A 13,560-nucleotide genomic window follows, 5' to 3' on the forward strand; every position below is an offset into this window, starting at 1 on the left:
AGGCGTCAGTGTCGCGCGTCCTGGCCACCCGTCCACGGTACCGAGGGCGTCCCGGTCTGGCGCCGAACGTGCACTCACGGCGAGATTTCGGCAGATTTGCCGCCCTGAGTGCACGTTCGGGATTGAAGCCTCACCGACCGGGGCACCCTCGTGCCCGTGCAGATAGTGGAGTACGCCCCGGGACGGTTTGCGGATGTCTACGGTGACTCGACCCGGCCCACCGTCTTGCTGTGGCACGGCATGCAGACCGATGCCCGCGCTGCCTTCGGTCCCCTCGCCGGCATGCTCGCCGAGCGCGGGGCGGCGGTGGTGGCGCCGGATTGGAATTCTCACGCCGACGACGGCGGGCGCGGGGACCTGTTGCGATCGCTCGACTTCACCCGAAACTTCGCCGACGACCGCGACAACATCGTCCTAGTCGGGTGGTCGATGGGAGGCGTCGCCGCGGCGGCCCTGACGCTGAGCGGCGACGGGCAATTGGCGCACACCGTGTGCCTGGCGGGCGCCTTCATGGTCCCCGATCCGATCTTCGGTCGACGCGTGACCGATGAGCTGTCGGCCGGCGGTGTCGGCACGCCGTTCACGCTGCTGCACGGCCTGGCCGACGACGTGGTCCCCGTGACGGCCAGCAGAGATTTCGCCCAAAGCCTTCAACGGGTCGGCTGGCCCGTCGAGTTGGTGGAGCTGGCGGCCGACCACGGGTCCATCGCCGGCGCGGACTACGACGCCGTCGCGGATCGCTACGAGCCGGGGAAGAGCGGCGAGTCGCTGCGGGTTGCGAGGGAGGTCGCCGCCCGGATCGCGGCCGTCGTCGGCCGCTGACCATCGCGCTCGGAAACCGTGCGGGTTGGTGTCAGAATGCAGCAGGGGCGAGCGGCGCGAGGAGGCAACCGTGCACGGGTTCGCGGGAAAGGTCGCCGCCGTGACCGGCGCCGGTTCGGGAATTGGCCGCGCGCTCGCCGTCGAGCTGGCTCATTCGGATGCGAGGCTGGCGATCAGCGACGTCGACATGGAGGGCCTCGCGCGGACCAAGGACCTGATCAGGCAGGTCGGTGCGCCCGTGCGCTCCGACCGCCTCGACGTCACCGACCGGGCGGCGTTCGTGGGCTACGCCGATACCGTCAGGGACCACTTCGGGATGGTCAACCAGATCTACAACATCGCCGGGATCGCCTTTCTCGGCGACGTCGAGGCCAGCCAATTCAAGGACATCGAGCGGGTGATGGACGTCGACTTCTGGGGAGTGGTCCACGGCACGAAGGCGTTCCTCCCGCACCTCATCGCGTCCGGTGACGGCCATGTCGTCAACATGTCGAGCATGTTCGGCTTCTTCGGCGTCCCGGGCCAGGCCGCCTACAACTCGGCCAAGTTCGCCGTGCGCGGATTCACCGAGGCGCTGCGGCAGGAGATGATTCTGGCCGGCCATCCGGTGGGGGTGACCTGCGTGCACCCCGGCTATGTGAAGACGCCGATCGCGCGCCACGCCGAATCAGTGGAAGGCCTGGACCAGGAAGCCGCGATCCGGGTCTTCGAGAAGGTCGCGATCACCAGCGCCGAGCGCGCCGCGCGGATCATCCTGAACGGGGTGCGCCGGAACAAGGCGCGCGTGGTGGTGGGCCCGGATGCCAGGGCGTTCAGCGCCATCGTCCGTACTTTCCCGGCGGGCTATCAGCGGCTGATGATGCCGATGACCGCGCGCTTCCAAAAGCCGTCGCGGTAGACGCCGTCGAGCGGCGTGACGCGTCCGTGCGGTACGAATGATGGGTGGCTGAGCCAACCATCCTGCTGCTGTCGACGTCCGACACGGACCTGATCAGCGCCCGCTCCAGCGGGAAAAATTATCGGTGGGCCAACCCCTCACGTCTGGATGAAAGCGAGTTGCCGGACCTGCTGGCCTCGCTATTGGAGGACGCTTCGATCGCGGTGGTCCGCATTCTCGGCGGCTACCGCGCCTGGCAGAGCGGCATCGACGCGGTCATCGCCAGCGGGGTGCCCACGGTGTTGGTCAGCGGCGAACAGGCCGCCGACGCCGAGTTGACCGGCCTGTCCACCCTCGCCGCCGGGATCGCGGTGCAGGCGCACATCTACCTGGCCCACGGCGGCGTGGACAACCTGCGCCAGCTGCACGCGTTCCTGTCCGACACCGTCCTGATGACCGGCTTCGGGTTCAGTCCGCCGGTCGTGACGCCGACCTGGGGCGAGCTGGAGCGGCCTACCGGCGACGCCGAAGGTCCCACGATCGCCGTGTTGTACTACCGCGCGCAGCAACTGGCCGGCAATACCGGCTACGTCGAGGCGCTGTGCCGGGCGATTGAGGACGCCGGCGGGCGGCCGATGCCGGTCTACTGTGCGTCCCTGCGGACCGCCGAACCGGAACTGCTGCAACGGCTGGGCGACGCCGATGCCATGGTGGTCACCGTTCTGGCCGCCGGGGGACTGAAGCCGGCCACGGTTTCCGCCGGCGGCGATGACGACAGCTGGAACGTCGAACACCTTGCGGTCCTGGGCATTCCGATCCTGCAGGGATTGTGTCTGACGAGCTCCCGGGCGCAGTGGAGCGAGAACGACGACGGGATCAGCCCGCTCGACGTCGCCACCCAGGTGGCGGTGCCCGAGTTCGACGGCCGCATCATCACCGTCCCGTTCTCCTTCAAGGAGATCGACGACGACGGGCTGATCTCCTACGTCGCCGACCCGGAGCGATGCGCGCGGGTCGCGGGCCTGGCGGTCCGGCACGCGCAGCTGCGCCACGTCGCGCCGGCCGACAAGCGGGTGGCCCTGGTGTTTTCGGCCTACCCGACCAAGCACGCCCGGATCGGCAACGCGGTGGGCCTGGACACGCCGGCCAGCGCGGTCGCGCTGCTGCGGGCGATGCGCGAGCGCGGGTACCAGGTGGGCGAGTTGCCCGGTGTCGACGCGGACGACGGGGACGCCCTGATCCACGCCTTGATCGAGCGCGGCGGCCAGGACCCCGACTGGCTCACCGAGGGGCAACTGGCGGGCAACCCGATTCGGGTGTCCGCCAAGGATTATCGCGACTGGTTCACCATCCTGCCCACCGAGCTGACGGACGCGGTGACCCAGCACTGGGGCCCGCCGCCCGGCGACCTCTTCGTGGATCGCACGCGAGACCCCGACGGTGAAATCGTCATCGCCGCAATGCAAGCGGGCAACCTGGTGCTGATGGTGCAGCCGCCCCGCGGCTTCGGGGAGAACCCGGTGGCGATCTACCACGACCCGGACCTACCGCCCAGCCACCACTATCTGGCGGCCTATCACTGGCTGGACGCCGGATTCGGCTCGCACGCCGTGGTGCACCTGGGCAAGCACGGCAACCTGGAGTGGCTGCCCGGCAAGACGCTTGGCATGTCGGCGGCCTGCGGATCCGACGCCGCGCTGGGCAACCTGCCGCTGATCTACCCCTTCCTGGTCAACGACCCCGGCGAGGGCACCCAGGCCAAGCGGCGCGCGCATGCGGTGCTCGTCGACCACCTCATCCCGCCGATGGCGCGCGCCGAGACCTACGGCGACATCGCCCGGCTGGAGCAGTTGCTCGACGAGCACGCCAACGTCGCCGCGCTGGATCCGGGCAAGCTGCCCGCCATCCGCCAGCAGATCTGGACGCTGATCCGGGCCGCCAAGATGGACCACGACCTCGGGCTGACCGAGCGCCCGCCGGAGGACTCGTTCGACGACATGCTGCTGCATGTCGACGGCTGGCTCTGCGAGATCAAGGACGTCCAGATCCGCGACGGCCTGCACATCCTGGGCCAAAAGCCTTCCGGGGAAGTCGAACTCGACCTCGTGCTGGCGATCCTGCGGGCGCGCCAACTGTTCGGCGGCGAGCAGACGCTCCCCGGGTTGCGGGAGGCGCTGGGCCTGGCGGAGGACGGCACCGACGAACGGGTGTCGGTCGACCAGGCCGAAGCCGCGGCGCGCGAACTCGTCGCCGCGCTGCAGGCCAGCGGGTGGGATCCCGACGCCGCCGAACGCATTACCGATAACGTCGAGGTGGCTGGGGTGCTACGGTTCGCGGCCACCGAGGTGGTGCCCCGGCTCGCCGGCACCGCCGCCGAGATCGAGCAGGTGCTCAACGCGCTGGACGGCCGGTTCATCCCGGCCGGCCCCTCCGGCTCACCGCTGCGCGGCCTGGTGAATGTGCTGCCCACCGGCCGCAACTTCTACTCCGTGGATCCCAAGGCGGTGCCGTCCCGGCTGGCCTGGGAAGCCGGTGTGGCCCTGGCGGATTCGCTGCTGAGCCGCTACCGCAACGACCACGGGGGGTGGCCGCAATCGGTGGGGCTGTCGGTGTGGGGCACCTCGGCGATGCGCACCGCCGGCGACGACATCGCCGAAGTGCTTGCCCTGCTGGGTGTCCGGCCGGTCTGGGACGACGCGTCGCGGCGCGTCGTCGACCTCACACCGATCCCGGTGGTCGAGCTGGGGCGCCCGCGCATCGACGTGACGGTGCGGATCTCGGGGTTCTTCCGGGACGCCTTCCCGCACGTGGTGACGATGCTCGACGACGCGGTGCGGCTGGTCGCCGGCCTCGACGAGCCCGCCGACGACAACTACGTGCGCGCACACGCGCAGGCCGACCTTGCCCAGCATGGCGATCAGCGACGTTCCACCACAAGAATTTTCGGATCCAAGCCGGGCACCTACGGGGCCGGGCTGCTGCAGCTGATCGACAGCCGCAACTGGCGCGACGACGCCGACCTGGCGCAGGTGTACACCGCGTGGGGAGGGTTCGCTTATGGCCGCGACCTGGACGGCCGCGAGGCGGTCGACGACATGAACCGCCAATACCGCCGCATCGCCGTGGCCGCCAAGAACACCGACACCCGCGAACACGACATCGCTGACTCCGACGACTACTTCCAGTACCACGGCGGCATGGTGGCCACGGTCCGGGCGCTGACCGGCCAGGCACCCGCCGCCTACATCGGCGACAACACCAGACCCGACGGGATCCGCACCCGCACGCTGTCCGAGGAGACCGCCCGAGTATTCCGCGCCCGCGTCGTCAATCCGCGCTGGATGGCGGCGATGCGCCGGCACGGTTACAAGGGCGCGTTCGAAATGGCGGCGACCGTTGACTACCTGTTCGGTTACGACGCCACCGCCGGGGTGATGGCCGACTGGATGTACGAGCGGCTCACCGAGAGCTACGTACTGGACCCCGAGAACCGGAAGTTCATGGCCGAGTCCAACCCGTGGGCGCTGCACGGCATGGCCGAACGCCTCCTGGAGGCCGCCGGCCGCGGCATGTGGGAACAGCCCCAACCGGAGACCCTCGACGGCCTGCGGCAGGCGCTGCTGGAAACCGAGGGCGACCTGGAGGGGTGATCGGCGTAGGTTGTTACCGTGACGCCCACCTTCGCCGATCTCGCCAAGGCGCAATACATCCTGCTGACTACCTTCACCAAAGACGGCAAGCCCAAGCCAACTCCGATCTGGGCGGCCGCCGACCAAGACCGGCTCCTGGTCATCACCCAGGAAAAGTCGTGGAAGGTCAAGCGCATTCGTAACACCCCGCGGGTCTCCCTTGCCACCTGCACCATGCAGGGCCGCCCGACGAGCGCGGCCGTCGAAGGCACCGCCGCGATCCTGGACAAGTCGCAAACCGCGGCGGTCTACGACGCGATCGGAAAGCGTTACGGTATCGCGGGCAAGGTGTTCAATCTCTTCAGCAAGCTGCGCGGCGGCATGGAGAACAATGTCGGTCTCGAGCTCAGGGTGGCACAGGCCTAGGGCCGCATGGGCACCGTTCTCGTCCCGATCCCGGACCGCGACTTCGACCCGACCGAGGTCGCCGTCAGCTGGCGCGTCCTGACCCGCAACGGCCATCGGGTGGTGTTCGCCACCGAGAGCGGGTCGCCCGGTTCGGCGGACGACATCATGGTGACCGGCCGCGGACTGGACGTGTGGTCCGCCCTGCCGGTGCTGGGCGCCGTCCCGGTGATCGGGCTGATGCTGCGGGCGAACAGGGATGGGCGTAGCGCGTATCGAGAGATGTTGGCCTCAAACGAGTTTCAACAACCGATCGCATGGGCGCAAGCCGGCCTCGACGGAGTCGACGCGCTGCTGCTGCCCGGCGGGCATCGCGCCCGTGGCATGCGCAGCTACATCGACAGCGACATCCTGCACCGGCTCGTCGTCGAAGCCTTCAGGCGCGGGGTCATCGTGGCCGCCATCTGTCACGGCGTGCTGCTCGCCGCGCGCAGCGTCGATCCCGCGACGGGTCGTTCGGTGCTCTATGGACACAAGACCACGGCGTTGACGTGGGCCATGGAGGGCCTGGCGTGGCGATTGACGCGGTTCACCCGATTCTGGGATCGGAACTATTACCGCACCTACACCGAGCAGCCCGGTCAGGCGGAAGGCTACATGTCGGTGCAGTCGGAAGTGACTCGCGCACTGGAAAATCCGATGGACTTCCGCGATGTCGTGCGTGGTACGCCGAGCTGGCGGCGCAAATCCTCCGGGATGTCACGCGACACCGCGACCGACTCGCGGCCCGCGTTCGTCGTCGACGACGGCGGCTACGTGTCGGCGCGCTGGCCGGGAGATACGCACACGTTCGCGACGGTCTTGTCGCGAAAGTTGGCGTGACGCAAACTACGTCGTCGCACCGGACTTCAAATGTTCGCCGAAGAACGCGAACACCCGGCGCCAGGCGTCCTCGGTGGCGGCCTTGTCGTAGCCGAAACCGGTGATCCGCAGCAGCGGCTGGGCGGGCAGCTCGTTGGCGAAGCTGTGCCCAACGCCGGGATAGACTTTCACATCGGCGGTGATGTTCTTGTTGGCGATGGTCTCGCGCAGCTTTTCGGGCGCGCCCCGTCCCAGTGGGTCGCGGGCGCCGAAGCTGGCCACAATGGGACACGCCCCATCGAGCGTCTTGTCGAGGCTGCGTGGCAGGGGAGCGCCGTAGAACGGCGCGGAGGCACCGAAACCCTTGGGCGACATCACCAATGCGAACTGGCCGCCCATGCAGAAACCCGCGACGCCGACCTGTCCGGAACATTCGGGCAAGGCTTTCACGTGATCGCGGGCCGCGAGGATGTCGTCGAGGGCGCGGCCGCGCTGCGTCTGCAGCTCCTTCATCACCCGGGTGATGCAGCGGAGGCGGCCGCCCCGCGCGTACATGTTCGGCGTGATCGCCACGTAGCCTGCCTGCGCGATTCGCTTGTTGGTCGACTCTTTGTCTCTGCCGTATCCGAATGCGTCGTGAATCACGACCACTCCGGGCCACGGGCCCTGACCGGGGGGAAGGTCCAGCAGTGCGTCGATCGGGCCGTCGGGGGTGTCGATCTCAATCGTGGTCATAGCGTCATCTAACTGCAATCGGCCACGACACCACCATGGGAACTTCGACGCGGGTGGTGGACGTTGGCTGGACATGCTGTCACGGCTGTTTTTCGTCTACGCCGCCGTCGAGCTGGCGGCGATCATCGCCCTGGTTTCGACGATCGGGTGGGGCTGGACGCTGCTGGCGTTGGTGGGCAGCTTCTTGCTCGGCTGGGTGCTGTTGGTGCCGATGACGGGCTCGCACCTGCTCCGCCAGATCGGGCACCTGCGGTCCGGCCTCGCCGAGACGCGCGCGGCGGTCCGGGATGGGGCGTTGGTCACGCTGGGCGCCCTGCTGGTCCTGATACCCGGGCCGGTCACCACGGTGATGGGGCTCTTGCTGCTGGTGCGGCCCGTCCGCTCGGCCGTCGGCCCCGGTTTGGCCGCGATCGCTATGCGTGGCCTGCGGCGGCGGATGCCGCTGCTCGCCGACACGGCGTTGTTCGGCGCGGGCGTGCCGCAAGGCAGCGGCGCTGCGGGAAACGACTACATCGACGGCGAGGTCGTGGACGTCCACGACGTCAGGCCGCCCGCCCTACCGAACGAGCCGGTGCGGGGCGGATTCCCGGGGCGGCCCACCTGGGACTAACCACCGGCCCGCCACCACACGTAGTTTTGCCCTGTGAGCGACGTGCCCACCACGCTGCTGGTCAACGGCCGGGTGCACAGCCCGACCCATCCCGACGCCACCGCGATGGCGGTGCGGGGCGGCATGGTTGCGTGGCTGGGCAGCGATGACGTCGGCCGTAGCTCCTTTCCGGGCGCGGACGTCGAAGACTTGGACGGCGGTTTCGTGGCGCCCGGGTTCGTGGACAGCCACATCCATCTGACCGCGACCGGCCTGACGCTCAGCGGGCTCGATCTACGAGCGGCGAGCTCGCGCGCGCAGTGCGTGCAGATGGTCGCCGACTATGCGGACGCCCACCGGGGCCTGCCGGTGTGGGGGCATGGCTGGGACGAGTCGTCATGGCCCGACAACAGCCCGCCGACCACCGCCGACCTCGATGCCGTCCTCGGTGACCGCCCCGCCTACCTTTCGCGGGTCGACGTGCACTCGGCGCTCGCCTCTACGGGGTTGCGCCGGCTGGTCACGGACCTACCGGCGGCGGTCGGCTTCACCCCCGACCGGCCGCTCACCGGCGACGCTCACCACCTGGTCCGTGCGGCCGCCCGCGACCTGTTGACGCCCGAGCAGCTGGCCGAGGCCCGCCTGGCCGCACTGCGGGCCGCCGCCGCGGCCGGCATCGTCGCGGTGCACGAATGCGCCGGGCCAGAGATCGGGGGGCTGGACGACTGGCTGCAGCTGCGGTCCCTCGGCGAGGATGTTCGAGGCGTCGAGGTGACCGGCTACTGGGGCGAGGCGGTGACCACCCCCGCACGGGCCCGCGCGCTCATCGAGGAGACCGGCGCCCGCGGGCTGGCCGGCGATCTCTTCGTCGACGGCGCGGTCGGGTCGCGCACCGCCTGGCTGCACGCGCCATACGCCGACGCCGAGGACCGGCTTGGCACCTGCTACCTCGACCCCGGCGCCATCGAGGCGCACGTGCGGGCGTGCACCGAGGCGGAGGTGACCGCGGGCTTCCATGTCATCGGCGACGCCGCCGTCTCCGCGGTGGTCACTGCCCTCGAGCGGGTCGTCGCGCAACTCGGGGTCGTCGCCGTCGCACGCTGCGGGCACCGCCTCGAGCACGTGGAAATGGTCACCGCCGAGCAGGCTGCCCAGCTGGGTCACTGGGGCGTTATCGCCAGCGTGCAGCCCAACTTCGACGCGCTGTGGGGTGGCGCCGACGGCATGTACGTGCGGCGCCTTGGCGCCCAACGAGGCAGTCGGCTCAATCCGTTTGCGCTGTTAGCATCCCAAGGCGTGCCCCTCGCGCTAGGTTCCGACGCACCGGTAACGGGCCTCGACCCGTGGGCGAGCGTGCGCGCGGCGGTCAACCATCGAACCCCAAGCAGCGCGGTCTCCGGGCGCGCCGCGTTCGCCGCCGCAACCCGTGGCGGCTGGCGGGCCGCCGGTATCCACGACGGCAAGACGGGAACCCTGGTGCCCGGTGCGCCGGCCTCCTATGCCGTATGGGACACCGGGCCCCTGGACGTCCACGCGCCTCGCGAGGCCGTTCAGCGCTGGTCGACCGACCCCCGCGCCCGGGTCCCGGCCCTGCCGCGCTTGGGCCCGAACGACGCGTTGCCGCGGTGCCGGCGAACGGTGCATCGGGGCGCTGTCATCCATGGCTGAGGAATGGTCCGACCGCAAGGACCGCCCCGACGGAGCCGACGGGCTAGACCCGGTGGAGGACGACCTCGCGGCGCGCCCGAATAGCGACCCGGGAAGCGACGAAGTCGAACCGGAGCGCGATGACAAGCCCGCAGACGACGTCGACTCCCCGGAACGCAGCGGGCCGCCGCTGACGGACCGCATCCGGGCCGGGGCCCGCGGGGTGGGCGCGGGGGTGCTCGCGCGGCTGCCCGCCGTCTGGGCGGCACTGCGGCCACGGCTGACCCGCCTGGCTTGCGCCGTGGCGGGCGGGGTCCTGCTCTTCACCAGCTTCCCGTCGTTGAACTGGTGGTGGGGCGCCGTGGTCGCGGCCGCGCTGCTGGGCTGGGTGCTCAAGCATCCGGCCACGACGCCGACGGGTGGTTTGGGCTACGGCTTCCTCTTCGGGTTGGCGTTCTATCTGCCGCTGCTGCCCTGGATCAGCATGCTCGTCGGCGCAGTGCCCTGGATGGTGCTGGCGACGACGTGTGCGCTGTTTCCCGCCCTCTTCGGCCTATGCGCTGTGCTGGTGCGGCCGCTGCCGGGCTGGCCGGTGTGGTTCGCGCTGGTGTGGGCGGCCCAGGAGTGGCTGAAATCGATGGTCCCGTTCGGCGGCTTCCCATGGGGGTCGGTGGCCTTCGGCCAGGCGCAGGGCCCGTTCCTGCCGTTGGCCCAGCTCGGGGGCGCCGCATTGCTCTCGATGGCGATCGTGCTGGTTGGGTTCAGCGCGACCGCCATCGAGCTGGAGATCATGAAGTGGTGGCACGCCGGTGAGCGGGCACACGGCGGCGACGAACGGGCGAAAGCCGATGCCGAACCACCCGCGGTGGTGCTGCCGGGCGTCTGCATCTGCCTCGTGCTGTTCGCTGCCGTCGTCGTCTGGCCGCAGGTGCGCCACGCCGGAACGGGGTCAGGCGGCGAGCCTTCGGTCACTGTCGCGGTGGTGCAAGGGAACGTGCCGCGGCTCGGTCTCGACTTCAATGCGCAACGCCGCGCCGTGCTCGATAACCACGTCCGCGAGACGCTGCGGCTGGCAGAGGACGTGCGAGCGGGACACGCGCCGCAACCTCAATTCGTCATCTGGCCGGAGGACTCCTCGGACATCGACCCGCTGGCCAACGTCGACGCCGCGCTGGAGATATCGCAGGCCGCGACCGCGATCGGCGCGCCGATCCTGATCGGCACCGTGTCGGAACTGCCCGGCAGCCCGCCGGAGAACCCCCAGTACACCAACACCATGATCGTGTGGAACCCGTCCACCGGACCGGCCGACCGGCACGACAAGGAAATCGTGCAGCCCTTCGGCGAATACCTGCCGATGCCGTGGCTGTTCAGCCATCTCTCCTCGTACGCCGACCGCGCCGGGAACATGGTGCCCCGGCCCGGCCGAGACGTCGTGCACATCGCCGGGGTGCCGGTCGGGGTGGCCACCTGCTGGGAAGTGATCTTCGACCGCGTCCCGCGCAAGGCGGTCCTCAACGGTGCCCAGTTGCTTGCCGTGCCGAGCAACAACGCCACCTTCAACAAGACGATGAGCGAACAGCAGCTGGGATTCGCCAAGGTGCGGGCCGTCGAGCACGACCGCTACGTGGTGGTCGCCGGCACCACCGGGATCAGCGCGGTGATCGCGCCGGACGGCGCCGAGCTGGTGCGCACCGACTTCTTCCAGCCCGATTACCTGGACATCCAGGTGCGCCTGAAGACGAAACTGACGCCGGCGACCCGCTGGGGTCCCATGCTGCAATGGCTCCTGGTCGCGGCGGCCGGAGCGGCCGTTCTGGCCGGGATACGGCACAATGGATGGTTCCCGCGTCCGATTCGTCGGAGGTCCGACGCCCCGGACGAATCCCCAAACGCCGGCACGCCCACGGGAGAAACCCCGCCCGAGGAGGGCGGGGACCAGGCGCAGCCGGAGGACGACGGTGACTACACTCCGCTCCACGAGGGCGGCCGACGACCGTCGCGAAACATCGGGCGACACAGAGGAGCTACATGACCACCGGCCAGCCGGCGCCCCGGGACCCGGGAAATCGTCCCAGCGAGCGCGTCCTGGTGATCATCCCCACCTACAACGAGCGGGAGAACCTGCCGGTGATCCACCGGCGGCTGAAGGACGCATGCCCGCACGTACACCTGCTCATCGTCGACGACAGCAGCCCAGACGGCACCGGCGAGCTCGCCGAGGAACTGGCGGCCGCCGATGCCGGCCGCACCCACGTGATGCACCGCACCGCCAAGGACGGCCTGGGCGCGGCGTACCTGGCGGGCTTCGCCTGGGGTCTGAGCCGCGACTACTCAGTGCTGGTGGAAATGGATGCCGACGGCAGCCACGCCCCCGAGCAGCTCCACCGTCTGCTGGACGCGGTCGACGCCGGAGCCGACCTGGCCATCGGATCCCGCTACGTCGAGGGCGGGTCGGTGCGAAATTGGCCGTGGCGGCGCTGGGCGCTGTCGTGGACGGCCAACACCTACGCACGGCTCGCGCTGGGAATCGGCGTCCATGACATCACGGCCGGCTACCGCGCCTACCGCCGCGAAGTGCTCGAGGCGATCGGTCTCGAGGCGGTGGATTCCAAGGGCTATTGCTTCCAGATCGACCTGACCTGGCGCACCGTGTGCAACGGCTTCGTCATCGTCGAGGTGCCGATCACCTTCACGGAGCGTGAACTCGGCGTCTCCAAGATGAGCGGATCGAACATCCGCGAGGCACTGATGAAGGTCACCCGCTGGGGCATCGAGGGCCGCAAGACCCGCGCCGGCGCCCAGCGCGCCGACAACCGCAGCTGAAGTTTGCGGGTCAGCCGCGGCGGCGTGACCGGATGATTTCGAGCCGTTCCTTGAGCAGCTCTTCGAGCTCCTCGACGCTGCGCCGTTCCAGCAACATGTCCCAGTGCGTGCGGGGCGGCTTCACCTTCTTCGGCTCCGGCAGGTCGCCCTCGATCAAGGTGCCTTCCAAACCGTTGCGGCACAGCCAGGTGCCGGGGATCTCAGCGTCGTCGGCGAACGGGACCTCGAACTCCTCGCCGTTCTCGGTGCGGTACTTCGCGAGCTGGCGTGGTGCAAGGTCGTGGTTGCGGTCGGTCTCGTAGCTCACGGCTCCGAGGCGGCTGCCTCTAAGGACGCGATCAGCCATGTTGCTACTCCTCTAGGTCCTTCGAACTTTCGGGCTGTGGTGCAATTCTGTCCGCTTAGCAAACGTTGCCGCGGTCTGCGTAGTTCCCCGGCCGGTGGCCGGCGCACGCGACGCGACCTTCAATGATACCGGGATCGCCGGGCGATCCCGACTAAAGTCGGCAGGCGTGACCCGCCGTTCCCGCCCGCAGCCGTGTCGTTGGTGCGGTCGAGACGTGTCCGACGCCGCTATGGGGCGCCGCCGCCAATACTGCCGGCAATCGTGCCGGCAGCGGGCCTACGAACAACGCGCCTCGCTGACCCGGGGCGGCGCCGGAGCCTCGCTCGCCCTGCCCCCCGACGCGGTGGTCCTGTCCGCGGACGACGCCGCCGACCTGTCCGACCGGGTCTACCAGGTGCGGTGCGCGGCGGAGGATGTCGCCACCGCCCTCGAAGAAGGAGCGCAGGCGACCGAACTGCGCGAATTGTGCGACCTGCTGATCCGGGCCGCCAGGGCAGCCGACGGCTGGCGCCGGGTCGGCGTCTGACCGTCCTGACCACTGTCGATGCATAGCCGGGTACAGTCGCGCCATGGACGGCGCGTCAGTTGTATCCCGGCGTACCGGGGTCGCGAGACGTCCCGACACCCGCGGGCGCAACGGCGCGTTCCGGATCCGCTTGGACAAGGCGTGCCTCACGCCGAAGCCGGTTCTCCGGTAGCAGCCGGGAGCATCGGACGTTTTGAAATACCGTCAGAGTTGGCCATACTCACCAGCGACATTCTTGGGCCGGAGAGCGCCACGGCATCGCATCGTGCGGCAATTTCCGTGACTCCGCGAGAGTCG

The 13,560-nt window shown here is 69.5% G+C and carries 10 protein-coding genes and 1 pseudogene; 9 read left to right on the forward strand and 2 right to left on the reverse strand.

The window, feature by feature from the left end; all coding sequences use genetic code 11:
- Positions 1–156 precede the first annotated feature (156 nt).
- The 5 genes from A5678_RS05775 (at position 157) to A5678_RS05795 (ending at position 6,615) form a co-directional block, all read left to right on the forward strand.
- Entirely contained in the window at positions 157–822 is a 666-nt protein-coding gene (locus A5678_RS05775; RefSeq protein ID WP_068039896.1) for an alpha/beta hydrolase, read from the forward strand.
- Between the two features lie 70 nt (positions 823–892).
- Entirely contained in the window at positions 893–1,720 is an 828-nt protein-coding gene (locus A5678_RS05780; protein WP_068039897.1) for an SDR family oxidoreductase, read from the forward strand.
- Between the two features lie 44 nt (positions 1,721–1,764).
- Positions 1,765–5,349: a cobaltochelatase subunit CobN gene (gene cobN, locus A5678_RS05785; protein WP_068039785.1), complete on the forward strand. Its 3,585-nt coding sequence runs from the start codon at positions 1,765–1,767 to the stop codon at positions 5,347–5,349.
- A gap of 18 nt (positions 5,350–5,367) precedes the next feature.
- Positions 5,368–5,754: a PPOX class F420-dependent oxidoreductase gene (locus tag A5678_RS05790; protein ID WP_068039787.1), complete on the forward strand. Its 387-nt coding sequence runs from the start codon at positions 5,368–5,370 to the stop codon at positions 5,752–5,754.
- A gap of 6 nt (positions 5,755–5,760) precedes the next feature.
- Positions 5,761–6,615 (forward strand): type 1 glutamine amidotransferase domain-containing protein, encoded by an 855-nt coding sequence (locus A5678_RS05795; protein ID WP_068039790.1) that lies wholly within the window; start codon positions 5,761–5,763, stop codon positions 6,613–6,615.
- Between the two features lie 6 nt (positions 6,616–6,621).
- Here the strand turns inward: A5678_RS05795 and A5678_RS05800 are convergent, their stop codons facing one another.
- On the reverse strand, positions 6,622–7,329 hold the full coding sequence (locus A5678_RS05800) for a dienelactone hydrolase family protein (RefSeq protein WP_068039791.1): 708 nt from the start codon (positions 7,327–7,329) through the stop codon (positions 6,622–6,624).
- A gap of 73 nt (positions 7,330–7,402) precedes the next feature.
- Here A5678_RS05800 and A5678_RS05805 point away from each other — a divergent pair, with 73 nt between their 5' ends.
- From A5678_RS05805 to lnt, 3 genes and pseudogenes are all read left to right on the forward strand, one after another.
- Complete coding sequence (locus A5678_RS05805; RefSeq protein ID WP_068039793.1) at positions 7,403–7,939, forward strand: FxsA family protein; 537 nt, start codon at positions 7,403–7,405, stop codon at positions 7,937–7,939.
- 33 nt (positions 7,940–7,972) lie between these two features.
- Positions 7,973–9,586 carry an amidohydrolase gene (locus tag A5678_RS05810; RefSeq protein ID WP_068039795.1) on the forward strand — a complete coding sequence of 538 codons (1,614 nt, stop codon included), beginning with the start codon at positions 7,973–7,975 and terminating at the stop codon, positions 9,584–9,586.
- A pseudogene (lnt, locus tag A5678_RS05815) lies at positions 9,579–12,391 on the forward strand (apolipoprotein N-acyltransferase). The gene A5678_RS05810 and the pseudogene lnt overlap by 8 nt, the downstream one beginning before the upstream one ends.
- Before the next feature lie 10 nt (positions 12,392–12,401).
- Here lnt and rbpA read toward each other — a convergent pair.
- Positions 12,402–12,737: an RNA polymerase-binding protein RbpA gene (gene rbpA, locus A5678_RS05825; protein ID WP_067926986.1), complete on the reverse strand. Its 336-nt coding sequence runs from the start codon at positions 12,735–12,737 to the stop codon at positions 12,402–12,404.
- 166 nt (positions 12,738–12,903) lie between these two features.
- Between rbpA and A5678_RS05830 the strand changes: the two genes are divergently transcribed.
- On the forward strand, positions 12,904–13,263 hold the full coding sequence (locus tag A5678_RS05830; RefSeq protein ID WP_082945410.1) for a hypothetical protein: 360 nt from the start codon (positions 12,904–12,906) through the stop codon (positions 13,261–13,263).
- The last annotated feature ends 297 nt before the right edge of the window (positions 13,264–13,560 follow it).

It is taken from the genome of Mycobacterium sp. E2733 (genome assembly GCF_001667585.1).
Lineage (GTDB): Bacteria > Actinomycetota > Actinomycetes > Mycobacteriales > Mycobacteriaceae > Mycobacterium.